This is a genomic window from Cryobacterium tagatosivorans, assembly GCF_004402215.1.
GTDB classification, from domain to species: Bacteria; Actinomycetota; Actinomycetes; order Actinomycetales; family Microbacteriaceae; genus Cryobacterium; species Cryobacterium tagatosivorans.
In genome coordinates, this window is sequence record NZ_SOEZ01000023.1 from 29,002 (window position 1) to 53,759 (window position 24,758).

A 24,758-nucleotide genomic window follows, 5' to 3' on the forward strand; every position below is an offset into this window, starting at 1 on the left:
AGCCGGCCAGCCTGGGCCGGCCGCCGCGGTGTCAGCTCGCGGCGACCGCCCGCCGCCAGCGGAACACGGCACGGCGCCGGCGGGAGGGTTCCGGCACGGGCAGCAGCTCCGTGAGCACGAAACGACGGATGCTCGCCCGGGCCGGCGACCTGGCCGCGGCATCGCGAAGGGTGCGCCCGGTGAGCACCGCGGCATCCACCCCCTGCTGGTCGTGCGGCACCAGGACCGGTGACTCGATGCCGCCGAAGCGGCGCAGCGCCTGGGCGACCTGGCCGGCCGGGTCCAGCCCGACCGCGCTGGCGCGCACCCGGTTCATCACCACGCTCACCCGGTCGGTTGTCAGGAGGTCGGCCAGTTCGACCCAGGCGCGCAGGAACCTGGCCATCCCGACCGGGTCGGCGAGGCCGCAGGCCACCACCTGGTCGGCTGCCCGGAGCGCCGTCAGGGTGGCGGCGTTGCGCCTCGGCGCGAACAGGTCGCTGGAGATCTCCTCGTCGCTTTCGAGGCTGAAGCCCGTATCGAGCACGACGTAGTCCACCCACGGCCGCAGCGCATCGATCGTGCGGGACACCCGCTCGGAGGACAGCTCCGGCCAGCGCGAGGGCCGCCCGATCCCGGTGAGCACCCAGAACGCCCCCTGCGGGGAGTTGTAGCGTTGCGCGATCCGCTCGAGCTCGGACTGGGTAAGGCTGTCCGTCCCGGCGAGTCGGCAGGCGGCCGCGAAGCCGGGGGCCTCGTCGAGCATGCCCAGGCTCGGCGCGACGGAACCGCTGTAGGTGTCGACGTCGGCCAGCACGACCGTGTGGCCGGCGGCCGCGATCTCGGCGGCGATGTTGATCGCCAGCGTCGTACGACCCGGAGCCCCGGCGGGGCCCCAGACGGCGATCACCGAGCCCGCCGTGAGGGCGCCGCGGGCCGCCGCCCGGCCGCCGATCCGCAGGGGCACGACGATCCCGGGGCCGAGCAGGGTCTCGATCTCGCCCCAGTCCACCCTGGCATCGAGCACCTCGTAGATTCCGAGCGACGCCGCGTGGCGCCGGTCGAGGTCCGAGGCAGCGAGCGCGATCAGCCGGATGCCCCGCCCGTCGCACGCCGCGATCAGGTCAGCGGTGAGCGTCGCCCGGCCGGCCCCGACGATCACGGCCTCCGGCGGCCGCACGTCCAGTGCGGCGAGGAGGTCCCGGGCGTCGGACACGCGGGCGACGATGGAGTGCCCGTACTCCACGATGTCGGCGAGGAGCCGGTCTTCGGTGTCCCGGTCGAGGGCGAGCGCCAGCGTGACCACGACTACTCCCCCAGCGCCGTGTTGACCGGCACGATCGCGATGGCGTCCCCGTTGGCGACGGACTCGAGCACGGCGGCGACCTTCGCCTTGGGCACGAGGATCTCCACCGACATCCCGCCGTCCGAGGCCATGAAGCCGACCGGTTCGACCAGCCGCACGATCGCCGCGTGCCCGACCAGGACGGCGGGAGGCCCGAAGACGCCGCGGTCGGTCTGCCGGGACGACCACACGTCCACGACCGACCCCGGCCCGATGGCCGCCGCCGGTTTGCCGCTCAGCTCGACGACGATGTTCGTCACCGTCTCCCCGGCCCTCGTGCCCACGGCGGATGCGGGCACCAGCTCGCCGGCGGCGATGGTGCGCGTGACGATCATCCCGTCGGCCGGCAGCCGGCCCGGTGTCAGGTACAGGTTGCCGGCGGAGCCGAGCCTGACCTGGGTCGTGAGCAGATCGGAGCCGTCGATGCGGTCGCCGACCGCGAGCGCGACCCTGGCCGTGTAGACGGCGGTCGTGCGGTCCGCGTTCGTGACGATCGCGGACACTCCCCCGATGGAGGCTGCCACGAGCGCCAGGCCGATCGCGAACCGCGGGTCGAACCGGAATCGGCTGCTCCGGGTGGCCGGCGCGCGGCCGCCGGGTTCGCGGGCGCCCGAGCCCGGGGTGTTCGAGCCGGGGGTGTCCCGCTTTGTCGCCGCCGTGCGTGCCATCCGCCCACCTCGCTGCCCGTGAAAGCCGTGGCCACCATCGTCGTCCCCCTGGCGCGCTCGCGCGGAAGTTATCCACAGCCGCCGCCCGGCAGCCCCGGTGCCGTGGCCGGGGACGGATAATCGGAACCATGACGGATTCCGTGTCCTCCCACTCCGTGGGACGATTCCTGACCCTCGCCGATACGGCCGAGATCCTCAACATCCCGGCCGCCGAGGCGCTGGAACTTGTGCGCGGCGGCGAGCTGCCCGCCATCAGGATCGGCACCCGCGGCGCCTGGCGGGTCGAACGGATCGTGCTCGAGTCCTACATCGAGGCCCGGTACGAGGAGGCCCGGCGGATGTCGCTGTGGCAGCAGTCCGACTTCGCGAACATCCCCGAGATTTCCGGGAGCACGATCATCCGCCCGGATCCTTCAGACAAGACCTGAGTCCCGCCGAGCCCGGCACTCGCCGAACTGACTGACCCGCACCCGCACCCAATTCACTGGCGGAGATATTGACTTGCGGAGAAACAACCTTCGTTGCGGAATTGAAGGTACTTTGTCCGCAAGTGAACTAACTCGCCCACGTGCCAGCGGGGATCACGAGGCTCGTCAGCCATCAGCCATCAGCCCAGCTGCACCAGCTGGATCTGGGCGAGCGGGACGATTCGGTAGTGCCGCACCTCAGTGGCGCGCCGCAGCGTCCCCGCCTCGTGCACGGCGAGATCGACGTGGTCGCGGCCGACCCGGTCGATCGTTCCGCTGAGCCGGCCGGACGGGGTGCGGAGCAGGAGGCTCTTGCGGCGCCGGCAGAGGTCGCGGAGCACGAAGGGCAGGCCGACCCGGTCGACGACCCTGGCCGCCGACTCGGATTCGGCGGTCAGCGAGGGCGCGACCTGGTCGTGCTGCAGGATCACGCCCGCGATCGAGGCGAGGGGCAGCACGCACTGGGCGGCGGCGGCGTGGCGATCGGCGGCGGGGCGGTCCGGGATGCCGAGGTCGGCTGACAGGAGGTCGGCTGACAGGAGGTGCGCTGACAGGTGGTCGGCGGAGAGAAGGTCGGCGGCCAGCCAGTCCCGGCCGAAGGTCGTCGGCCGGATGATGATCGTTTCTCCGTCCATCAGGACGACTTTCAGGATGCCCGCGCCGCCCTCCGACGGCCGTGCCAGGCTCACCAGCCTGCTGCGCAGCGACAGCCGGCCGAGGCGCAACCGTTCCTCTTCCGCACGCAGGTCGATCTCTTCGGCCTGGAGTTCATGCTCGAGCTGGCCCTCGAGGTCGTCGAACAGGTTGTCCCACCGCACACCCCGAAACTAGTCGGCCCGGCCGGGCTCCGCTCCGGTTATCCACAGGCCCTATAAGCGCTAGACAGGCGCCTCGCGCCCTGATTGAGTCACAGCACGGACTCCCCCCGAACAGGGGGTCGGTCCCGTGATCCACCCGAACGCCTGAGCACCCGTCGACGCGCCATCGGAATCACGCACATCGGAGGAGCCATGAGCACCCCTCTCACCCCCGCCGAAGACCCCGCCGCCCAGGAGGAACCGGGCGACAGGTTCAAGGAGGCGGACTTCTTCGGGCACCAGCCCAGCCCGCGCAGCCAGCTCCCCGATCCGGAACCGCTGCTGATCAACCTGACGCGCTGCGTCATCGAGGTGCTCGCCGGTGCCCGGGAGCTCGACCAGCTGGCCCGCTGGGTCACCGACGACGTCTACCGGCACCTGCTCAAGCGCGTGGTGCTGTCGGCCCGGGCGCGCGCGGTCAAGGGGCAGCAGGCGCAACGTCCCACCATCACGATCGGCCGGATCACCATGTCGGAGCCCCGCGACGGCGTCGTCGAGGCCGTCGTCATCGTGCACAGCCGGGTGCGGGTGCGTGCGGTGGCCCTGCGGCTGGAGGGCCTCGACCATCGGTGGCGAGCCAGCGCCATCCACGTGCTGTAGCGCTCCCGGGGGGACGCTCCGGAAACTCGCGAACGCCCGATGCCCGAAGAGGGACTGAGGCGGTGCCCGCACGGGGCACCGCCTCAGCCACGATCGGTGGTTCCGGGTTACTTCTTCTTGCCGCCCTGGGAGCGCCGCTCTGCGCGGTTCACCGGGGTCGTCGGCTGGCCGAAGGCTCCGCGCTGGGCGGGTTCCTCCGCCTCCGGCGCCTCGTCCCCGACGTCGGCGGCCTTACGGGCACGGTCGGTTGCGGCCTGCTGGAGCTGGCCGCGCTGGTTGCGCACCTCGACTCCGCCCGAATCGCTCGGGGCGGTGTAGCTGAGCTTCTCCTCGCCGGCGGAGCTGGGCGTCAGGCCCTTAGCTTCGACGATCGGGCCGGCGACGGAGCCCGGCGCCTGGCTGACCTCGACCTCGAGGTTGAACAGGAAGCCGACGGTCTCCTCGCGGATCTGGCCCATCATCTGCTGGAACATGGCAAAGCCCTCGCGCTGGTACTCCACCAGCGGGTCGCGCTGCGCCATGGCGCGCAGGCCGATGCCGTCCTTGAGGTAGTCCATCTCGTAGAGGTGGTCGCGCCAGCGGCGGTCGATGACCGACAGCACGACCCGGCGCTCGAGTTCGCGCATGGCCGGGGAACCCAGGGATTCCTCGCGACGCTGGTAGGCGAGCTTCGCGTCCGAGATGATTTCGCGGCGCATGAAGTCGCGGTTGATCTTGCCCTTGTTGCCGGCCTCGGCGACGACCTCGTCGATCGTCAGGCCGACCGGGTAGAGCGTCTTGAGCTCGGTCCACAGGGCGTCGAAGTCCCAGTCGTCGCCGTTGCCCTCACCGGTGTGCACGGCGAGGACCTCGTCGATGACGTCTTCGAGGAACTTCTGGGTGCGCTCGTGCAGGTCATCGCCCTCAAGGATGTGGCGGCGGTCGCTGTAGATCGCCTCACGCTGGCGATTCAACACGTCGTCGTACTTGAGCACGTTCTTGCGGATCTCGGCATTCCGGCCCTCGACCTGCGCCTGGGCGCTGCGGATGGCGCGGCTGACGATCTTCGACTCGATGGCCATGTCGTCCGGCACACCCTGGCGGCCCATCAGGCTCTCCGCGGCGCCGGCGTTGAACAGGCGCATGAGGTCGTCGGTGAGCGAGAGGTAGAACCGGCTCTCGCCCGGGTCGCCCTGGCGGCCGCTCCGGCCGCGCAACTGGTTGTCGATCCGGCGCGACTCGTGGCGTTCGGTGCCCAGCACGTAGAGGCCGCCGACGGCGACGACCTTCTCGGCTTCTTCGGTCACCTTCGCCTTGACGTCCGCGAACACGTCGTCCCAGGCGGCTTCGTACTCGTCGGGGGTTTCCACCGGGCTGAGGCCCTTGGCGTTCATCTCGGCCACGGCCAGGAACTCGGCGTTGCCGCCGAGCATGACGTCGGTGCCGCGGCCGGCCATGTTGGTGGCGACGGTCACGGAGCCGAGGCGGCCGGCCTGGGCGACGATCGCGGCCTCCCTGGCGTGGTTCTTCGCGTTCAGCACCTCGTGGCGGACGCCCTTCTTGGCGAGCAGCCGGGAGAGGTATTCGCTCTTCTCGACGCTCGTCGTGCCGACCAGGACCGGCTGGCCCTTCTCGTGGCGTTCGAGGATGTCTTCGACGACCTGGCCGAACTTGGCTTCTTCGTTCTTGTAGACGAGGTCGGCCTGGTCGATCCGCTTCATCGGCTTGTTCGTGGGGATGAGGACCACGCCGAGCTTGTAGGTGCTCATGAACTCGGCGGCCTCGGTCTCGGCCGTTCCGGTCATGCCGGAGAGCTTCGAGTACAGGCGGAAGTAGTTCTGCAGAGTGACGGTCGCGAGGGTCTGGTTCTCGGCCTTGACCGCGACGCCTTCCTTGGCCTCGATCGCCTGGTGGATGCCCTCGTTGTAGCGGCGGCCCATCAGGATGCGCCCGGTGTGCTCGTCGACGATGAGCACTTCGCCGTTCATGACGACGTAGTCCTTGTCCTTCTTGAACAGGGCGTTCGCCTTGATCGAGTTGTTCAGGAAAGAGATGAGCGGGGTGTTCGCCGACTCGTAGAGATTGTCGATGCCGAGGTAGTCTTCGACCTTTTCGATCCCGGGTTCGAGCACGCCGACGGTGCGCTTCTTCTCGTCGACCTCGAAATCGACGTTCGGAACGAGTCGCTTGGCGAGGCTGGCGAACTCGTTGAACCACCGGTTGGCCTCGCCGGAGGCCGGGCCGGAGATGATCAGCGGCGTGCGGGCCTCGTCGATGAGGATCGAGTCGACCTCGTCGACGATCGCGTAGTAGTGGCCGCGCTGGACCATGTCGGACGCCTGCCAGGCCATGTTGTCGCGCAGGTAGTCGAAGCCGAACTCATTGTTCGTGCCGTAGGTGATGTCGGCCTGGTACTGGTCGCGGCGCTGCTCGGGTGTCTGGCCGGACAGGATGCAGCCGGTGGTCATCCCGAGCGCGCGGAAGACGCGGCCCATGAGCTCGCTCTGGTAGCTGGCGAGGTAGTCGTTGACCGTGATGACGTGCACGCCGCGGCTGGTGATCGCGTTGAGGTACGCGGCCGTGGTCGCGACGAGGGTCTTGCCCTCACCGGTCTTCATCTCGGCGATGTTGCCGAGGTGCAGGGCCGCCCCGCCCATCAGCTGCACGTCGAAGTGCCGCAGGCCCAGCGTGCGGGTGGAGGCCTCGCGGACCGCGGCGAAGGCCTCGGGCAGCAGGTCGTCCAGCGATTCGCCGTTCGAGTATCGCTCGCGCAGCTGCACGGTCTCGTTCTTCAGCTCCTCGTCGGTGAGGTGGCGGAAGTCTTCTTCCAGCGCATTGATCGCCTTGGCGTAGTTCTCGAGGCGGCGCAGAACGCGCCCCTCGCCTACACGAAGAACCTTTTCCAGAATTGAGGCCACGAATGCACTCCACTAGTCGTCACGGCGCGCGGACGCGCCTGTCGTCCGGTCGGACGCACGTAGCGCCGACCCAGCCGGCAACTATAGCAATGCTAGTTGGTTGCGAGCTGGGTCGGCGGGCGGCTGGCCTACGCCTCGCGCAGTTCCTCGGCCTTGTCGTCGAGTTCGATGACGCCGTAGTCCCAGCCCTTGCGGCGGTAGACGACGCTCGGACGCCTGGTTTCCGCGTCCTGGAAGAGGTAGAAGTCGTGGCCGACGAGCTCCATGAAGTAGAGGGCGTCGTCCACGGTCATCGGGGCCGCGGCGAAGACCTTGCGCCGGATGACGACCGGGCAGTATTCCTCTTCGACCGGCTCCGCCGGGTGTTCCTCGGTCACGATCGGGATGGCTCCCGTGCGCACGCGTTCGAGGGTTTCGACATCCGCCGGTGTGATGTCGACCACGCTGAAGCCTGCGGCGCTGGCTTCCTGCAGCGAGGTGGGGCGGTGGGCGCCCCCGCGGTGCACCTTCTTGCGGTCCTTCGCGCGACGCACGCGCTCCAGGAGCCGGCCGAGGGCGACGTCGAACGCGGCGTACTTGTCGGAGCCGTCGGCCTCGGCCCGCACGAGGGGGCCCTTGCCGATCAGGGTCAGTTCGACCCGGTCCTTGCCGGCCGCGCCGGTGCGTTCGTTCTTCTCGCGGTGACGGCTGACCCTGATTTCGAGGGCGAGCGCCTTGTCGGCGAGAACCGCGACTTTCTCGGACTTGTCGAGGGCGTATTGCCGGAACCGATCTGTGATGCCCAGGTTACGTCCAACGATGTTAGTTTCCATGACGACCTCCAGATCCGGCGGACCGCCCTGATTCTGGGCGATCGTAGCGCGCCGTTAAGAACACCGTAGCCCGGTGGCGGGGATAAGTCACCCGTTTGACCTGCCAGTTCCCGGGGAGTGTTCGGCCGCCGGCCGGAGCCGCCGTGTTTCCGCGAGAGTGGCCAGTCCGAGCACCTCGCCGCCGGCCTCCAGCACGGCGCGCCGCGCCTCCAGGATCGTGGCGCCGGTGGTCAGGATGTCGTCGACGACGACGCAGCGGAAGCCGGGAAGCGGCCTCCGGGCGGCCAGCGAACCGTGCCGGTTCCGGGTACGGGCCTCGCGCCCCAGGCCCACCTGGTCCAGGGGGTCGCCGACCTGCCGGAGCATCGGCGCCCCGGCGAGTCCGGCCCGGGCCAGGAGAAGTTCGACGGGGTGGAAGCCGCGGGCGCGCCACGCTCGGCGGGACGACGGGATCGTCACCAGGTGCACGCCGCCCTGGTCGTCCGCGCCGAGGTCGGCGAGCGCCGCGGCGACGGCGAGGCGCAGTGGCCCCGCGAGAGCGAGGGCGGCGTCGGTGCGGCCGCCGTCCTTGTACGCGCCGAGGACGCGCCTGGCCACACCCGAGTAGTCCAGTCCCGACCAGACCGGCAGGCCGCCACGGAGGCTCTGGTGGACGGCGGGACGCAGCGCCGCCCGGCAGGCCGCGCAGAGGGCCCGGTCGGGGGCCCCGCAGCCGCTGCACTCGATCGGGAGCAGCACGGCCCAGGCGTCGAGCACGGCGCGGCGGATGGCGTCCTGGTCGCCCATCCGGCCATTCTGCGCCCGGCGCGCCGATCCGCGGCGGGCACGGCCCGGTCGGTGCGGGCGGGCGCCGGCGCCGGCCGGGTGAGGAGGAGTCGCTAGCCCACGATGCCCTGCTGCGTGGCGATGAGCACGACCTCGTCGATGCGCTCCTGCCAGCCGACCCCCCGCTGCATCTGCAGGGCTCCCCCGGCCGAGAGGGCGCGCAGCTCACGCAGGGTGTTGCTTCCGGCCAGGGAGACGCTGCCGGGCGCCGACTCGAGCACGGTGGTCCCGCCGCCGATCTGCTGGGCGACGATGCGCTCCTCGCCGCTGGGCAGCCGGATCAACGATCCCACGGTCAGCTCGTCGATCCAGGTCGCGTCGAGCGGGACACCCGCGCCCGAGGACAGCACGATGGGCTCGCCGATACCGACCGGAACGTTGTTGTTGTCGCGCTTGATCGCCGCGACGACGAAGTGGGAGTCGGTCCCATTTCGCAGCAGGGCCAGCAGCCGGGTGCCGTCGCGGGACACATCCAGGGACACGATCGCCGAGGCCTCCTGCCACGGCGTCGGCACGGCAATCGACTTGCCGGCGAGGGTGTGCACGAACAACTCTCCCGGCCGCGCCGACGGCACCGACCAGACGAAACCGTCGGAGTCGACCGAGGGCGCGATCAGGCCGGAGCGGGGATCGAGCCGCACGGGGTCGTCGCCGACCCGGACGCCGTACAGGCCCGCGCCGGTGAGTACCGCCGCCATGGTCTGGCCGGGAGAGAGCGCGACGGCCGTCGGTTTGAGCGCGGCGACGGGGTCCGAAATGCCCGCGATCGGCGCCAGCGCGGTCCCGCTGGCCGCGAGGAAGCCGAACTTCCCGTCCCGGAGGACCAGCGCCCGGGCGTCGACGCGCGTCGCGCGCGGGGCGTTCGAGCCCATGTCGCCGATGTCCTGCGAGTTCTGGTTGATGGTGATCGTGGCGGTCAGCCCGGGCGGGAGGCTGCGGGACAGTTGCGCCTCCATCCGTTGCAGGGAGACCCGATCGGCGTTCAGGGCCTCGCTGTTGAGGTCGACCTTGGCGTCGCGGGCCACCACCCGGACGGCGTCGGCGGTGAGTTTCGTGCCCTCGGGGAACGCCGTGACGACCGCGCCGGTCAGCCACGGGCTCGGGCCGGCGAGCACACCCTTGACGATCTTCGTGGGGGCGGAAGCCCCCCGGGGGAACCACCTGAGGTCCGGCACGAGGTAGCGGAAGCTGGGATCGAAGAAGTAGAGGGCCTGGGCGCTGAAGACGTCGCGGAAGGTGTTGCGGTCGATCACCGTGCCGTTAGGCGCCTGGTTGATCCGCCACTGCCCGCCGACCCGGGCGAATTCGTAGCGCAGCGGGACCGGGGACGAGGAATCGACGGTCTGGTACTGCCCGCTGGCGTCGACCTCGGCGACCGGGGTGACCGAGAACTGCATGGTGGTCTCGTCGACGACCGTCGTGCTGCGTCCGGAGAAGTCGTCAACGGTGACGCCAGCGTCGGGCTCCCACGCGCCGCTGTAGTCCGGGGTGAGGAACTCCCGGGCGATGGCGTAGTTGCTCTCCGGGCTCGACGCCGCGTCGATGAAACCCCGGAGGATGGCATCCGGGGTGGCATCCTTCCGGGGCTTGGACGGCAGGAAGACGGGCGCCGGGTTGTCGTCGGGCAGGGCGGCCTGGCCGTCCTGCACTCCCCCGTCCCGCGGAATCCCCGAGCAGCCGGCGAGCAGGACGCCGGCGGCCAGGAGAACGGCCAGGAGCCTCCGGGTGCCACCCTCCCGATTACGCATAGTGGCCCCCCCGGGTTCCCGCGGCGAAGTCGGCGACGGTGGCCTGGGCATCCGCGGGCGGCAGCGGCAGCGGGAAATTCACGAGTTCGCCGATCGCTGCCGTGCCGCGCGGCAGCGTCAGCCGGAAGCAGGACCCCTGGCCGGGGCGGGACCAGACCTGGAGCAAACCTCGGTGCGCGGTCGCGTCCTCGAGCGAGATCGCCAGCCCGAGGCCGGTCCCGCCGATGGTGCGCCGGCGGGACGGGTCCGCCCGCCAGAACCGGTCGAACACATGCGCGACCTCCGCCTCTGTCATTCCCATGCCGTAGTCCCGCACCGACAGGGCAACCGCTCCGGCGTTGCTGTCGACGGACACGACGACGGGTTTCCCCTCACCGTGCTCGATCGCGTTGCCGATCAGGTTGTGCAGGATGCGGCGGATCCGGCGTGGGTCGACGTCGGCGTCCAGGTGGCCGCCCGGCGCGACCAGGCGGAGGTCGGTCCCCTTGGACTCGCCGAGGGAGCGCATCCCCTCGATCGTGTCCTGCACGAGGTGCACGAGGTTCGTCGGCTCCGATTCGAGTTCGACGGACCCGGCGTCGTACCTGCTGATCTCCAGGAGGTCGCTGAGCAGCAGCTCGAAGCGCTCGACCTGGGTGTGCAGCAGCTCCGCGGTGCGCCCGGTTGCCGGCGGGAAGCTCGAACGCTGGTCGTAGAGCACGTCGCCGGCCAGCCGGATCGTCGTCAGCGGGGTGCGGAGCTCATGCGAGACGTCGGAGACGAACCGCTGTTGCATCTCGGACAGGTCGGCGAGTTCCTTGATCTGGCTTTGCAGGCTGTCCGCCATGCCGTTGAACGACCGGGCAAGCGTCGCGATGACGTCCTGCCCCTTCTCCGGAATGCGTACGGCCAGGTCGCCGGAGGCGAGCTTCTGGCTCGTCTCCGCCGCGACGCGGATCGGGGTGACGACGAACCGCACGACGATCCAGGTGACGCCGCCGATCAGTAGCATGAGCGTGATCCCCGCGACGCCGAGGGTCTGCTGCACGAACAACAGGGTGGACTCGGCGTCCTGGAGGCTGTAGCCGATGTAGAGCTCGTACTGGCCGGCCACGGGCACGGTGAGCTGGGAGCCGACGACGATCCCGGGGAACTGCGCGCCCTCCTCGGTCGAGAGCGTCACTGACTGCCAGAACTGTTCGCCGGGGTTCTCGCGCACCTCGCCGCGCAACTCGCTGGAGATGACCCCGGTCGAGGCCCCGAAGGTCGAGAAGTCCTGCGGGGCGACCGTCGACGAGTCCTGCCCCGGCACGCGGAACACGGCGATGAGGCGGCTCGACGAGGCCGCGGTGATCTGGGTGCGCGCGGAACCGAGCAGGGTCTGCACCTGCACTCGGTCGGCGGCGTCGGAGGAGTTCAGGATGCCCTGGGCCGCGGTGGTCGCCCTGTTCGATTCGAGCAGAACCTGGCTCAGCCGAGACTGGAACAGGTCGTTGCCGATGCTCACGGACATGTACACCCCGACCATGGCGATCGCCAGCCCGGAGAGCACCACCGTGATGCCCACCGTGCGGAATTGCAGCGAAGAGCGCCACCTGGCGGCGATCTGGCCGGGCCAGGACCGCCAGGACCGCCAGCCGAAGCCGGCCATGCCCGAAGCCACGGGGGACCTACCCGGCCGCGCCGGCCCGGTAACCCACGCCGCGCACCGTCATGACGATGCGAGGGTTGTCCGGGTCGTCTTCGACCTTGGCGCGCAGCCGCTGCACGTGCACATTGACGAGGCGCGTGTCCGCCTTGTAGTGGTAGCCCCACACCTGTTCCAGGAGCATCTCCCGGGTGAAGACCTGCTGCGGTTTGGACGCGAGGGCCAGGAGCAGGTCGAATTCGAGCGGGGTGAGGTTGATCCGCAGCTCGCCGCGCCTGACCTCGTGGCCGGCGGCATCCACGACGAGGTCGCCGATCTGCAGGCTGCCGGAGGCGCCCGCCGGCGTCGGGCGGAGGCGCGTCTTGATGCGGGCCACCAGCTCCTTCGGGTTGAAGGGCTTGACCATATAGTCGTCGGCGCCCGACTCGAGGCCCTTGACGACGTCGGTCGTGTCCGACTTGGCGGTCAGCATGATGATGGGCGTTCCGGACTCGGCACGGATGAGACGGCACACCTCGATCCCGTCGAGGCCCGGCAGCATGAGGTCAAGCAGCACCAGGTCGGGCTTGCCGGCGTGGAACGCGTCGAGCGCGAGGGCGCCGTCGGCACAGAACGAGGGCTCGAAACCCTCGCCGTGCAGCACGATGCCAATCATCTCGGCCAGCGCAATGTCGTCGTCGACGACCAAAATGCGTGCGTTCATACTTCCGTTCCGCTTAGCTCGCACGTGGATTCCACGTCGAGTCGTACAATCTCTGGCACAAGAGTAGCGGAGGGTGCCGCAAGTAGCCTGATCATCGTGATTTCGGCAGCGGGTATGCCAGCATGATGGTGTGACGGACCCTCAGAGCTGGCTCCCCCCGACGAGCGCCGACGCTCCGGCGCCGGCCTTCGGCGCGTACGGGCCGCCACCCGGCGGCGGGCAGCCGCCCGGCTGGACCCCGCCCCCCAGGCCCGGCCTCATCCCGCTGCGCCCGCTCGGGTTCGGCACGCTGCTCTGGGCGCCGTTCCAGGTCCTGCGGCGGAATCCCAAAGCGACCTTCGGCAGTGCCCTGATCGTCCAGGCCGCCATCACCCTGGTCACCCTCGTCGTCGTTGGCCTCGTCACGTTCTTCGCCCTCGGCCGGATCGACAGTGCCTCCGCGTCCGAGCGCGACGCCGTCGAGGCCGGCTCGATCGCCGCGATCGTGTTGTCGGCGATCGTCCCCGTCGCCCTGTCGGTGATCGCGTCAGCGCTGCTGCAGGGAATCATCGTCGTCGAGGTGGCCAGGGGGACGCTCGGCGAGAAGCTCAGCCTGGGTCGGCTCTGGCGGGCCGCCGGCCGCCGCCTGTGGCCGCTCGTCCTCTGGGCCGTGCTGCTCAGCGCCGCGGTGCTGCTGCCCGCGGGAATCCTGGTCGGCGGCGTAGCGCTGCTCGTCGCGCTCGGCGGCCCGTGGCTGGGGCTGGGCGTTGCCCTCGGCATCCTCGGCGGCCTGGCCCTCGTCGCCGGGTGGATCTGGCTTTTCACGAAGACGTCACTGGCGCCGAGCCTGATCGTGCTGGAACGGCTCGGAATCCGACGCGCGGTGAGCCGGTCCTGGTCCCTGACCGGCGGCTACTTCTGGCGCACCCTCGGCGTCCAGTTCCTCGTCGCGACCATCGTGAACGTCGTCGCGCAGATCGTGACCACGCCCCTGAGCCTGCTGTTCGGGGTCGCCGTGTCCCTGGTCGACCCGAACGCCGCGTTCGAGGCCTGGATTCCCTCCATCTTCCTGTACGTGCTCACCATCTTCACCGCGCTCGGGCTCGGCGCGGTGACCGCGGTCATCCAATCCGCCACGACCGCCCTGATCTACATCGACCTGCGGATGCGCAAAGAGGGCCTGGACCTGGACCTGCAGCGCTACGTCGAGGCGGCGGGGGCCGGCCGGGGCGAGGGCCTCGCCGACCCCTACCTGGCACCAGGGGCATGATCGATCCCGACGCGCCGGAAGCGCGGCAGTGGCTGCGCGAGGAGTTGGCGAAGGCCCCGTACCAGGCCGCCAGGCCGACCTGGTTCGACCGGCTCTCGAAGGCGGTCCTCGACTGGCTCGGCTCGCTCGGGGCACCGTCCGACAACCTGCTGGCACCCTGGGTTCCGCTCCTTGTGACCGTGCTGCTGGTGGCCGCGCTGGTGGCCGCGTACTTCATTTTCGGCCCGCCCCGGCCGGCTCGTCGCGCCGGCGTCCCCGCTCGTCTGTTCGGCACCGACGACCGGCGCGGCGCGGATGACCTGCGCCGCGCGGCCGCCGCGGCGGCCGCCGCCGGGGACTGGACCCTCGCCGCCCAGGAGATGTTCCGGGCCCTGGCCAGGGGACTGATCGAGCGCTCCGTGCTGCTGGTGACGCCGGGCACGACGGCGCACGCCTTCGCCGCACGGGCGGCCGACGCCTTCCCCGAGCATGCCGCGGGCCTGGCCGAGGCCGCCGACTGCTTCGACCGCGTGCGCTACCTCGGCAACCCAGGGACGGAGCACGAGTACCTGCAGGTCCGGGCCCTCGAGCTCGACCTGCGCGACCGGCGTCCGCGCCGGCTGGACCCCCTCTTCGAGAAGGCCGCGCCGTGACGGCCGCGCTGCGGGAGCGGCCGCCCGCGGCGAACGCGCCCGCGCTGACGCCAACGCTCCGCGTCGCCGGACGGCGGTGGCTGTTCTGGATCCTGGCCGGGGCGGCCGCCATCCTCGTGTCGGTCGCCGCCGCGCTGGTGGCCGGCGGCAGCACGGCGGGCGGGACGCCGCTCGCCGCCGACAACGCGGCGGAGGCAGGCAGCCGGGCGCTGGTCGAGGTGCTGCGGAGCCATGGAGTGAGCGTGGTCGCGGCCGACACCCTCGAGGAGGCGCGAAGCGCGGCCCGGGCGGCGGCCGATCCGACGGTGTTCTTCTCGGACGCGGAGGACTACCTGGACGCCACCCGGCTGGCCGAGATGGCGGCGCTCGCGCCGCGGACCGTCCTGGCCGATCCGCACTTCGCGGTCCTGCAGGCCCTGGCGCCGGAGGTCGCGTTCGGCGGCGTGTCCGGGTCGGAGTCGCCCGCGGCCGGCTGCGACCTGCCGGCCGCCGTCAAGGCGGGCGAGCTCTCGCCCGGCGGCAACACGCTCACGCTGGTCGGACCGGAGGGCCCGGCGGCGCTGACCGGGTGTTTCCCGGCCGACGGCGACCGGTTCGGGCTGATCGAGCGCCGGCAGGACGACCGCACCCTCACCCTGCTCGTCGACGACTCCTGGCTCAGCAACGGATCGATCGACACCTTCGGTAATGCGGCGCTCGCGCTCAACCTCCTCGGCCAGGGCGACACGGTCGTCTGGTACCTGCCGACGCTCGCCGATCTGGCCGACACCGGCCCGCCCTCGCTCGGGGAGCTGACGCCGGTCTGGGTCACTCCCACGCTTCTCCTCCTGGCACTCACCGCCGTGGCCTCCTTCCTCTGGCGCGGCCGCCGGTTCGGGCCGCTGGTGGCCGAGAACCTGCCCGTGACGGTGCGGGCCGGCGAGACCATGGAGGGCCGGGCCCGGCTGTACGCGCGCGGAGACGCCCGGCTGCACGCCATCGACGCGCTGCGGATGGGTGCGACCCTGCGCCTCGCCACCCGGCTCGGCCTGCCTCGGACCGTCGGTGTCGACGAGGTCGTGCTCGCCGTCGCGGAGATCACCGGCCGGACGACCGAAGAGGTCGGAGCCGTCCTCGTCGATGCGATTCCGGCCAACGACCGCGAGCTCGTCGACCTCGCCGGCCGGCTGGCAGATCTCGAACACGCGGCCGGCCGCCAGGCCGCGCCCCCGCCACACGGAAGAATGAGCCCATGACCACTCCCGCCCCGGCCATCGACACGCTGCGCCAGTCCCTCGCCCAGGTGCGCACCGAAGTCGGCAAGGCCGTCGTCGGCCAGGACGGCGCGGTGACCGGACTGATCATCGCTTTGCTCGCCCGCGGACACGTGCTGCTCGAGGGGGTACCCGGCGTCGCCAAGACGCTGCTTGTGCGCGCGCTCAGCCATGCCCTCAGCCTCGACACGAAACGGGTGCAGTTCACCCCCGACCTGATGCCCGGCGACGTGACCGGCTCACTCGTCTACGACACCGCCGAAGGCGAATTCGAGTTCCGTCGCGGACCGGTGTTCACCAACATCCTGCTCGCGGACGAGATCAACCGGACACCGCCGAAGACCCAGTCGGCCCTGCTCGAGGCGATGGAGGAACGGCAGGTGAGCGTCGACGGCGTCTCCCTGCCGCTGCCCGAGCCGTTCATCGTGGCCGCGACGATGAATCCGATCGAATACGAGGGCACGTACACGCTCCCGGAGGCCCAGCTCGACCGCTTCCTGCTCAAACTCGTGCTCGACATCCCCGAACGCGACGCCGAATTCGAAGTGCTGCGCCGGCACGCGACCGGCTTCAACCCGCGCGACCTGGCCGGCGCCGGCGTCAGCGCCGTGCTCGGCTCGGCCGAGCTGGCCGCGGCGCAGGCGTCCGTGGCCTCCGTCGGTTCCAGCCCGGATGTCCTCGCCTACATCGTCGACCTGGCCCGAGCCACCCGCAGCAGCCCATCCGTGCGGCTGGGCGTGAGCCCGCGCGGGACCACGGCCCTCCTCGCCTCCGCGAAGGCCTGGGCGTGGCTGGGCGGGTACGAGTCGATCACCCCGGACCACGTGCAGGCGATGGTGCTGCCCGTCTGGCGGCACCGAATCCAGCTGCGCCCGGAAGCAGAACTCGAGGGGGTCTCGGTCGACGCCATCCTGCGCGGGATCGTGCAGCAGCTCCAGGTTCCGATCTAACCCCCTGATGGCTCTCACCGGACGGTTCGTCGCACTCGTCGCCCTCGGCGCCCTGCCGATCGTGCTGCTCGGGCGGACGGTGCCGGAGGCGCTCGGCGTGCTCGGGGTGTGGCTCGGGCTCGTGCTGGCGCTCGGCCTGCTCGACCTGTCGCTGGCGGCGTCGCCGCGGAGCCTCGCCCTCGAGCGCGACCTGCCCGGCCGGGTGCGGCTCGGCGAGACGGTGACCAGCAGCCTCGCCCTGACAAACACCGGCCGGCGTGCGCTGCACGGGGTCGTGCGGGACGCCTGGCAGCCGTCCGCCGGAGCCGGCAACAACCGCACGCCGGTCGCCATCCCACCCGGGGAGCGCCGCGTGGTCTCCCTGCTGCTGACGCCGTTCCGCCGCGGCGAACGCCGGGCCCTGCATGTGACGGTTCGGTCGATCGGCCCCCTCGGACTCTGGGCGCGGCAGGCGACCCTGGGCGCGCCCGGGCGCATCCGGGTGCTGCCGCCGTTCACCGCGCGGGCGCACCTTCCCTCCCGGCTGACCCGGCTGAAGGAACTCGACGGACGGACCAGCCTCCTCGTGCGCGGGCAGGGCACGGAGTTCGATTCCCTCCGCGAGTACGTGCGCGGCGACGACGTGCGCTCCATCGACTGGCGCGCCACGGCCCGCCGGAACGACGTCATGGTGCGCACCTGGCGGCCGGAGCGCGACCGCCGCGTCGTCATCGTCATCGACACCGGGCGCACCTCCGCGGCGCGCGTCGACGACGAGCCGCGCCTCGACACGGCCTTCGAGGCCGCCCTGCTGCTGGCCGCCCTGGCCTCGCGGGCCGGCGACCGGGTCGACTTCGTGGCCTGGGACCGGCGGGTTCGGGGCCGCGTGCACGGCGCCCAGGGCGCGGAGCTGCTCTCCCGCATGGTCGACGCGATGGCTCTGATCGAGCCGGAGCTGATCGAGGTGGACTGGTCGGCGGTCCCCGGCCAGGTTCGCGCGGTGACGAGCCAGCGCGCCCTCGTCGTGATCCTCACCTCGGTCGATGCCGCCGGGGCGGCGACCGGCCTGCTGTCGGTGTTGCCGGAGCTGACCCGCCGGCACACGGTCCTGGTCGCCTCCGTCACCGACCCGGCCCTGGCCGAAGCCGCCGGGGAACGCGGCAACCGGGAACAGGTGTACCGCGCGGCGGCGGCCGAGCGGGCCATCCTCGACATCGGCCGCGTCTCGGCGGCGATCCGCCAACTGGGCGCCGACGTCGTCACCGGCTCCCCCGCGGCGGTGCCCCCGGCCCTGGCCGACCGGTACATCGCGCTCAAGGCTGCCGGCCGGCTCTAGGCACGGGCAAGTGTGGCCCAGTCGGACAACTGTGGCTGGTACGCCGGCAACAGTTGTCCGACTGGGGAACAGTCGCCGTCGACGAGGGGCTAGCCTCGGATCAGCTCCAGGACCTCGTCTCGCACCCGGGCCATCGCGGCGGGGGTGGCCGCCTCGACGTTCAGGCGCAGCAGCGGTTCGGTGTTGGACGGGCGCACGCTGAACCACCAGAACGGCTCATCCGCGCTGGTCAGGCCGGTGACGGTGAGCCCGTCGAACTCATCGAAATCGGCCCTGCCGGTGTAGGCCTCAACGATGCGCGAGTACGCCGCCGGCACGTCCTCGACGGTCGAGTTGAGCTCGCCGGACAGCGCGTAGGGAGTGAAGCGGGCCGACAGCTCCGACAGCGGGCGGTCCTGGTTGCCGTACTCGGCCAGCACGTGCATCGCGGCGAGCATGCCGTTGTCGGCGCCCCAGAAGTCCCGGAAGTAGTAGTGCGCCGAGTGTTCGCCGCCGAAGATGGCCCCGGTCTCGCGCATCTCGTCCTTGATCAGCGAGTGCCCGACCCGCGTGCGCACGGGGACGGCGCCGGCGGCCGCGATCGTCTCTTCCACGACCCGCGAGGTGATCAGGTTGTGCAGGACGACGATCTCCCCGTCGGGCTGGGCGGCGCGAACGCGGGTGATCTCGCGCAGGGCGACAATCGCGGCCACGGCGGACGGGTTGACCGCCCCGCCGGTCTCGTCGACAACAAAGCAGCGGTCGGCGTCGCCGTCGAAGGCCAGGCCGAGGTCGGCGCCATGCCGGACGACCGCCCGCTGCAGGTCGACGATGTTGGCCGGATCGAGCGGGTTGGCCTCGTGGTTGGGGAACGTGCCGTCGAGCTCGAAGAAGAGCGGGATGATCTCGATCGGCAGCCCGGCCAGGCCGACGGCCTCGCCGAGCACGGCCGGGACGGTCAGCCCGCCCATCCCGTTGCCGGCGTCGACCACGATCCTGATCGGCCGGATGTCCGACAGGTCCACGAGCGCGCGCAGGTACGCCGCGTAGTCGGCGAGCACATCCAGGTCACGGACTCCGCCGGGCTCGGCCACCTCGGGGATGCCCTCGGCCAGGTAGACCGCGGCCCGGTCGCGGATCGCGCCGAGGCCCGTGTCCATGCTGATGCCCTGCGCGCCGGCGCGGGAGAACTTTATACCGTTGTAGCTGGCCGGGTTGTGGCTGGCCGTGAACATGGCCGCGGGCGCGTTCAGGCTGCCGGAGGCGAAGTAGCTCTCATCGGTGGAGCAGAGCCCGACCGAGACGACGTCGGCCCCGCGGGCGCGGGCGCCGCGGGTGAAGGCGGCGGCGAACTCCGGCGAGGAATCGCGCATGTCGTGCCCGACGACGACCTCGGCCCCGGCCGCGCCGACCTCGTCGACGAATCCGGCCGCCAGCGCGGCGACGATGTCGGTCGTCAGCGTGCTGCCGACGAGACCGCGAACGTCATAGGCCTTGACGATGGTGTTGAGGTGGGAAAGGTCATCGTTCAGGGCGGAACTCATGCCCCAAAACCTACCTCACCCGCCGGATCCCCCATCACGCGGTGGCGCACGACCTGCCAGCCCTGGGGCGCGGAGGTGCGCGCGGCATGGCGGTCGCAGAGGTCGTAGGCGTGCGGTTCGTGCGCGGCCGAGAGCGGGCCGAGCACTGCCATCGCGTCGGCGTAGACGAAGGTCAGCGTGGCTACGGCCGGATCGGTGCAGGTGATTCGGGAACACGGCCGGTTTGACATAGTGCTTCAGGGTACCGCCGGCGCAGCCGGAAGTAGGATGGCAACATGCCCCGATCACGCCGTTCCGCAGATCCGGCATCGGCCCCCACCGTTCGCGGGCGAGGCCGGGACCGGCACGGGCGCGGAATCCGCAGCTCGGCGACCGGGCCGTACCTGCCGCCGCTGCGCACGCGGATCGACCTGTTCGACATGACCATCGCCTCGACCGTCGACTACCTGCGCGGGGTCTGGCCGGAACTGGCCGACGTGATCTTCGAGGTCGCCCCCGGGCCGAACGCCGTGATCCCGGGGGTCGGGGTCGAGCGCTACCGGGTCAACGCGGCCGAGCGCCGCATCGTTTTCTACCGGCTGCCGATCCAGCGGCTGAGCCGGCTGCACCGCAACGACGAGTTCCACCAGCGGATGGTGATCGAGAGTTGCGTGTTCCGCGCCATCGCCGAGCTTCTGGGCAAGGACCCCTGGGACCTCGCACCCGACCGGTTCCGCCACCTCTGATCCGGCCGGCACGTCGCCGACAGCCGCGGAACGGTCAGCGCGGGTAGACCCGGATCGGCGCCGCCAGGGGGCCGGACGGGGTGAGCGTGAATCCGGACAGCATTCCGGGGCCCGCATAGCTCACCGAGGCCACGAGGGACGTGCCGCCCGCGACGACGTAGCGCTCACCGGCGCCCAGCGGCCGTGACGCCGTCGCACCGGGGCCGACCGGGAGGGTGTCCGACGACCCGTTTTCGGCCGTGACGGTGACGGATGCCTCGCCCGGGCCGGTGTTCACCAGGTGCAGGGTGGGCGCGGGGCCGGGCGCGACACTGACCATGAAGTCGCCCGGGAACGGGACGGAGGCCGCAAACCAGGCGAAGTCCTTGCCTGCGCCGTCGGCGGCCGAGGCGCGTGCGGCGGCCACGATCGGCTGGTCGGAGACCAGTCGCACCGCGTAGCTTCCGACGGCCAGGCCGGGCAACGGGATCTCGGCGACGATGCCCGGCTGGACGTCGACCTTGATCGGGGTGCCAGGGCCGGCCGCGCCGACGACGACGACCTCCACCTGCGCGGGCTCTTCGCCGGGGGCCAGGATGCGGACGGAGGGGATCTCGTCGGGCACGTGGTCGGCGTCGGTCTCCGCGGCGGCCGGCGCCTGGGCCGCGACGACCAGGCCGGCGATGACCTGCGTGAGCGACGGGGAGGCCGCCGGTTCGAGCAGCTCGACGCCGCCGGGCTCGATCCCCTGGATGAGGCTCTGCTCGAGGGATGCGGCGACCTGGCCGCCGTGTGCCTCCACGTGCACGACGGGCGACTGGAGGTTCGGGGCCAGGCCCGCGAGCGACACGATCCGCTGCGAGCCGGGTTGCACCAGGATTCCGTTGGCGCCGGGCGCATCCACGATGCCGGTCTCGCCGATGACGGTCAGGTCCACGCTCGCGACGACGGTGGTCGGGTTGCTGAGCAGCACCAGGCTGGTTCGTCCGATGTCGGTCGAACCGCCAACGAGCCACGCGTCGGCGACCGCTTCGCCGCAGGCGGCCGCCGCGAATCCGCCGACGGTTTCGCCCTCGGCCGTCTGGGACTGGCTTCCGGCCACGAGCGAGGGCACCGTGGCGCCTTCCGGGGCGGGAACGCGGAGGAGCAGGGGGCCGCCGTCGCGTGCTCCGCGCGCGTTGTCGCCGGCGACGAGCGGGGTGACGTCGTCGATCTCGCCGGGCGCATTCGCCCCGTAGGTGGTGCCGTAGACGGCGGTCGCCGATCCGATGGAGGTGGCCGACTGGGCCTGGCCCGAATCCTCGGCGAGCGTGAGCAGCGGGCCGGGGCAGACCCGCAGCTGCTCGCTGGGGATCGGCTCGACCTCCGCGGACGGTGGGGTGACCGTCACGGTCGGCCACGGAATGAGCGCCGCCGCGCCCGCGGCGCTGACGGCGAGGGTGAGGCCGACGAGTCCGGCGGCGATCCGGGAGCCCACCCGGACTGCGCTGCTACTGGGCACGGTCGCCCTCCTCCGGGGTCGTGGATCGGTCGGCCGGCTCGGCGGTGCCGCGCGGTTCCGCGGCGGAGCCCGGTTCGGGTGCACGGGCGGCTTTCGCCCCGCGGGGCGGTTTCGCCGCGCGGTCCGGCTTCGCCGCGCGGTCCGGCTTCGCCCTGGCCAGGCGCTTCTGCCTGGCGTTCGCCTTCGCCGCGCGCCGAATCGCGTCCCGGTTGGCCTGGCGGACGGCTTCGGGTCCCGCCCCGGTGGGAATGGACAGGAGCACGGTCGCCCCGATGACCACGGCCGCCACGAGGAAGGCGACCAGGCCGAGCACTCCGCCGGCGTGCGCCGGGATCGCGACGTCACCCAGGTCGGCGGCCTCGGCGTCGTGCCGCCAGAGGCGGCCGAAGGTCGTGTCGCCCACCGGCGCCAGCGCGGCGTTGCCGTCGATCGCCGTCGTCGTGCGGGTGAGGGTCTCGGCCGCCTCCGGGGTGACCGGGGCGAATCGGCCCGCCCCGACCGGAGTCACCGCGGCCGGGCGGAGCAGCACGAAGCGGATGCCGAATTCGTTCAGGCCCGCCGATGCGTCCAGGCCGCTGCGCGAGGCGAGGTTGCCGGCCAGGACGGCCAGTTCGCGCTCCCGGGCGTCCAGGCTCCGGTCGGTGCTCGACAGCGTGGATTGCTCCTCGAGGGTCACGCCGGCCCCGCGGACCACGGTGGCCTGGATGCCGCCGTCGGGCTGCGGAGTGATCTGCAGCGTCCCGACGCGCGAGTTCGTCTGCGCCTCGGCGCTCACGAAGGCGGGCTGGGTGCGGTCGCCGCCGGAGGCAACGGCGGACGTTCCGAGGTACAGCGCCCCGGTCAGCGGGGCGACGACGATGAGGAGGGCGATGCCGGCCGTCACCGCGGGCGCGATGGCGTACATCCGCAGGCCGCGGAGCGCGCAGAGCACGGCGCCGACGATGCCCAGCCAGTAGAGGCTGAGTCCGGACCCGACCCAGACGCCGACCGGCTGCGCCCCGACCGAGGCGAGGAAGAGGTTTCCGGCAATGATGGCGGTCGCCAGCCCGAGGACCGCGGCCAGCACGGCGAAGCCGGCGGCCCGGGCCCCGGGCAGGAACAGGGCTGCGGCGGCCAGCACGGCGAGCGGCGCGAGCAGGATCGGGACGAGGAGTTCGGCATCCACGCCGGGGATGCCGAGCGTGTCGAGGAGCGGAGTCCAGCCGCCGAACTCGCCGGAGGGGAACCCCAGCACCAGCTGCCACACGGAGACCGGGTGGCTCGGGAGCGGAACCCCGGGGTCGGCCAGCAGCGACAGCCAGGCTCCGCGGAGCCCCTGGTCCCAGACCAGGGCCGCGGCCAGGGCGAGGGCGGGGATCGGGATGCCGATGAACCGCGTGACGCTGCGGCCGCTCAGCGCGGCGGACACGATCCAGCCGATCAGCAGCGCCGGCGTGAGCGACGGTGCGCAGGCGATGATGGCGGCGAACAGGAGCGCGGCCGAGGCCGACGCCGACCAGGACCGGGCGGCGGCGTAGCCGGCGAAGAAGAGCCAGGGCAGGAGCAGGTGCACGAGGATCGCGGCGGGGCGACCGGCCGCGAGGGCGGTCAGGAAGGGCGGCGCCAGCACCCAGAGCACGGCCGCGACCGCCCGCAGGGATCCGCGTTCGGTCAGGCGCGAGGCGGCCATCCAGGCGCCGAAGGCGGCGAGCGGGAAGGCCAGGAAGTACAGGGCGACCAGGGCGAAGGACGGCGCCCAGAAGAAGATCGAGCCGAGCACGGCGAGCACGGCGGCGAACGGGTCGGCGGCACCGACGAAGCCGAGGCCGATGTCACGCCAGCCGTAACCGGTTGCCAGCCACAGCTCGGCGGGGGTCTTCGCCAGCGGCAGGAGCCCGCCGCCGGTGAGCGTGCGCGCACCGAGCAGCGGGGCGAGGGCGGCGACTCCGGCCGCGGCCGCGGCGATGACGCTCCAGCCGCCGCCGGCCGCCAGGAAGCGGATCTCCGGCCGGTCGCCGCGCACGCCGGTCAGGCTGGCCTCGCGCTTGAGCGCCTGGCGGCGGCGCACCTCGACCGTGGGCACCCGCAGTCCGGCGATCGAGGCCCAGCCGAGCTTGCGCGTCGCGGCGAAGCGACGGCGCGCTCGGATCACCCGCATCCCGCGGAGGGCCGCCCCGAACGCGGCGGAGAACTCGCCCGGGATCGCCCCGGGCTCCTTCCTCAGCAGCTGGAAAATCGAGCGCAGGAAGGCGAGGGGAATGAGCGACAACCAGTGGAACGGCACGGCCCAGGCGGGGGCGTAGACCAGGCGGCGGTGCAGGGCGGCCGCGCGCTCCATCCGCAGGCGCTTGCGGCGCGGGCGTCCCCGGGAGGACCCGTCCGGGCCGGCGACGCCGTCGCCCGCGGAGGCGACCCGGGCCGCGGCGACGACGGACACGCGATAGCCGGCCATCCTTACGCGCACGCAGAAGTCGAGGGAGTCGTCGACGGCGGGCAGGCCCGGGTCAAAGCCGCCCAGTTCGTTCCAGACGGTGTGCCGCACGAGCATCCCGCCGGCGCTGACGGCGAGCACATCGCTCATGCCGTCGCGCTGCCCCTGGTCGAGCTCGCTTTCGACCAGGGTGACCGTGGCGCCGAAGGACGTCATCGACTCGCCGAAGTCGTGGATGTAGTCGCCGGCGTCCCATTCCATGACCTTGGGCCCCGCCACGGCGACGGATGGCGCGATCTCGAGTCCGCCGAGCAGCGCGGCGAGCGCGCCGGGCTCCGGCGCGCTGTCCTGGGCGAGCAGCCACAGCATTTCGTGGGCGGACTCCGGCGGGGCCGTGACCTTCACCCCGGCGGCGATGGCCTGCCCGAAACTGAGGTCCGCTTCGGCGGAGATGAAGTGGGTGGGGCCGAATCCGGCGAGCAGCGACGCCGTGGCATCCGTCGACCCGCAGTCGACCGTGACCACGATGTCGGGACGCCGGGTCTGGGCCGCGAGGGCCTCGAGAGTTCGCTCAAGGTGATTCGCGCCGTTACGGGCGACAAGGATGGCGGTGACTCGCGGTTGCATATCGGGAACAGCCTAGGTCGGGGATCGCCCGCCGTCCCGGAGCCCGGGGGGCGCGCCCTAAATCGG

At 71.7% G+C, this 24,758-nt stretch carries 21 protein-coding genes; 8 read left to right on the plus strand and 13 right to left on the minus strand.

All coding sequences use genetic code 11. The annotated features are described in order from the left end of the window. Positions 1-31 precede the first annotated feature (31 nt). A complete protein-coding gene (locus E3O23_RS04225; protein ID WP_134488476.1) occupies positions 32-1,285 on the minus strand; it encodes a CpaE/TadZ family protein in 1,254 nt (417 codons plus the stop codon). 2 nt (positions 1,286-1,287) lie between these two features. Further along, complete coding sequence (locus E3O23_RS04230) at positions 1,288-1,992, minus strand: hypothetical protein (RefSeq protein WP_134488478.1); 705 nt, start codon at positions 1,990-1,992, stop codon at positions 1,288-1,290. 128 nt (positions 1,993-2,120) lie between these two features. Here E3O23_RS04230 and E3O23_RS04235 point away from each other — a divergent pair, with 128 nt between their 5' ends. Next, positions 2,121-2,420: a helix-turn-helix domain-containing protein gene (locus E3O23_RS04235; RefSeq protein ID WP_134488480.1), complete on the plus strand. Its 300-nt coding sequence runs from the start codon at positions 2,121-2,123 to the stop codon at positions 2,418-2,420. 179 nt (positions 2,421-2,599) lie between these two features. Here the strand turns inward: E3O23_RS04235 and E3O23_RS04240 are convergent, their stop codons facing one another. Further along, on the minus strand, positions 2,600-3,277 hold the full coding sequence (locus E3O23_RS04240) for a hypothetical protein (RefSeq protein ID WP_134488482.1): 678 nt from the start codon (positions 3,275-3,277) through the stop codon (positions 2,600-2,602). Positions 3,278-3,469: 192 nt separating this feature from the next. Here E3O23_RS04240 and E3O23_RS04245 point away from each other — a divergent pair, with 192 nt between their 5' ends. After that, the gene (locus E3O23_RS04245; protein WP_134488484.1) at positions 3,470-3,916 is read left to right on the plus strand and encodes an Rv3235 family protein; all 447 of its coding nucleotides are present in this window, start codon (positions 3,470-3,472) and stop codon (positions 3,914-3,916) included. 107 nt (positions 3,917-4,023) lie between these two features. Here the strand turns inward: E3O23_RS04245 and secA are convergent, their stop codons facing one another. The 6 genes from secA to mtrA form a co-directional block, all read right to left on the minus strand. Then, positions 4,024-6,813, minus strand: coding sequence for a preprotein translocase subunit SecA (gene secA / locus E3O23_RS04250; RefSeq protein ID WP_134488486.1), 2,790 nt, complete (start codon positions 6,811-6,813; stop codon positions 4,024-4,026). Between the two features lie 128 nt (positions 6,814-6,941). Beyond that, positions 6,942-7,625 (minus strand): ribosome hibernation-promoting factor, HPF/YfiA family, encoded by a 684-nt coding sequence (gene hpf, locus E3O23_RS04255; protein WP_134488488.1) that lies wholly within the window; start codon positions 7,623-7,625, stop codon positions 6,942-6,944. An 87-nt stretch (positions 7,626-7,712) separates the two neighbouring features. After that, the gene (locus tag E3O23_RS04260; protein ID WP_134488490.1) at positions 7,713-8,411 is read right to left on the minus strand and encodes a ComF family protein; all 699 of its coding nucleotides are present in this window, start codon (positions 8,409-8,411) and stop codon (positions 7,713-7,715) included. A 92-nt stretch (positions 8,412-8,503) separates the two neighbouring features. Then, complete coding sequence (locus tag E3O23_RS04265; protein ID WP_134488492.1) at positions 8,504-10,198, minus strand: LpqB family beta-propeller domain-containing protein; 1,695 nt, start codon at positions 10,196-10,198, stop codon at positions 8,504-8,506. Continuing rightward, the gene (gene mtrB / locus E3O23_RS04270) at positions 10,191-11,828 is read right to left on the minus strand and encodes an MtrAB system histidine kinase MtrB (protein WP_134488587.1); all 1,638 of its coding nucleotides are present in this window, start codon (positions 11,826-11,828) and stop codon (positions 10,191-10,193) included. The genes E3O23_RS04265 and mtrB overlap by 8 nt, the downstream gene beginning before the upstream one ends. Positions 11,829-11,847: 19 nt before the next feature. After that, positions 11,848-12,528, minus strand: a complete 681-nt coding sequence (gene mtrA / locus E3O23_RS04275; protein ID WP_134488494.1) for an MtrAB system response regulator MtrA — start codon at positions 12,526-12,528, stop codon at positions 11,848-11,850. Positions 12,529-12,658: 130 nt separating this feature from the next. On the opposite strand from mtrA, the gene E3O23_RS04280 reads away from it, so the two are divergent. From E3O23_RS04280 to E3O23_RS04300, 5 genes are read left to right on the plus strand one after another with little or no spacing between them, the layout of a single operon-like run. Beyond that, entirely contained in the window at positions 12,659-13,777 is a 1,119-nt protein-coding gene (locus E3O23_RS04280) for a hypothetical protein (protein WP_134488496.1), read from the plus strand. After that, complete coding sequence (locus E3O23_RS04285; protein ID WP_134488498.1) at positions 13,774-14,409, plus strand: DUF4129 domain-containing protein; 636 nt, start codon at positions 13,774-13,776, stop codon at positions 14,407-14,409. Before E3O23_RS04280 ends, E3O23_RS04285 begins: the two co-directional genes overlap by 4 nt. Then, positions 14,406-15,644: a DUF4350 domain-containing protein gene (locus tag E3O23_RS04290; protein WP_134488500.1), complete on the plus strand. Its 1,239-nt coding sequence runs from the start codon at positions 14,406-14,408 to the stop codon at positions 15,642-15,644. Before E3O23_RS04285 ends, E3O23_RS04290 begins: the two co-directional genes overlap by 4 nt. Then, positions 15,641-16,612: an AAA family ATPase gene (locus E3O23_RS04295; protein WP_134488502.1), complete on the plus strand. Its 972-nt coding sequence runs from the start codon at positions 15,641-15,643 to the stop codon at positions 16,610-16,612. Before E3O23_RS04290 ends, E3O23_RS04295 begins: the two co-directional genes overlap by 4 nt. A gap of 7 nt (positions 16,613-16,619) precedes the next feature. Further along, positions 16,620-17,927, plus strand: coding sequence for a DUF58 domain-containing protein (locus tag E3O23_RS04300; RefSeq protein WP_134488504.1), 1,308 nt, complete (start codon positions 16,620-16,622; stop codon positions 17,925-17,927). 89 nt (positions 17,928-18,016) lie between these two features. On the opposite strand, the gene E3O23_RS04305 is transcribed toward E3O23_RS04300, so the two are convergent. Together E3O23_RS04305 and E3O23_RS04310 are read right to left on the minus strand one after the other, a co-directional pair. Further along, on the minus strand, positions 18,017-19,450 hold the full coding sequence (locus tag E3O23_RS04305) for a phosphomannomutase/phosphoglucomutase (protein WP_134488506.1): 1,434 nt from the start codon (positions 19,448-19,450) through the stop codon (positions 18,017-18,019). Further along, entirely contained in the window at positions 19,447-19,680 is a 234-nt protein-coding gene (locus E3O23_RS04310) for a DUF3499 family protein (protein WP_134488508.1), read from the minus strand. The genes E3O23_RS04305 and E3O23_RS04310 overlap by 4 nt, the downstream gene beginning before the upstream one ends. A gap of 45 nt (positions 19,681-19,725) precedes the next feature. On the opposite strand from E3O23_RS04310, the gene E3O23_RS04315 reads away from it, so the two are divergent. Further along, positions 19,726-20,175, plus strand: coding sequence for a metallopeptidase family protein (locus E3O23_RS04315; RefSeq protein WP_134488510.1), 450 nt, complete (start codon positions 19,726-19,728; stop codon positions 20,173-20,175). A gap of 34 nt (positions 20,176-20,209) precedes the next feature. On the opposite strand, the gene E3O23_RS04320 is transcribed toward E3O23_RS04315, so the two are convergent. Then, entirely contained in the window at positions 20,210-21,655 is a 1,446-nt protein-coding gene (locus tag E3O23_RS04320) for a DUF5719 family protein (protein ID WP_134488512.1), read from the minus strand. Continuing rightward, entirely contained in the window at positions 21,645-24,692 is a 3,048-nt protein-coding gene (locus tag E3O23_RS04325; RefSeq protein ID WP_134488514.1) for a glycosyltransferase, read from the minus strand. The genes E3O23_RS04320 and E3O23_RS04325 overlap by 11 nt, the downstream gene beginning before the upstream one ends. Positions 24,693-24,758 lie beyond the last annotated feature (66 nt).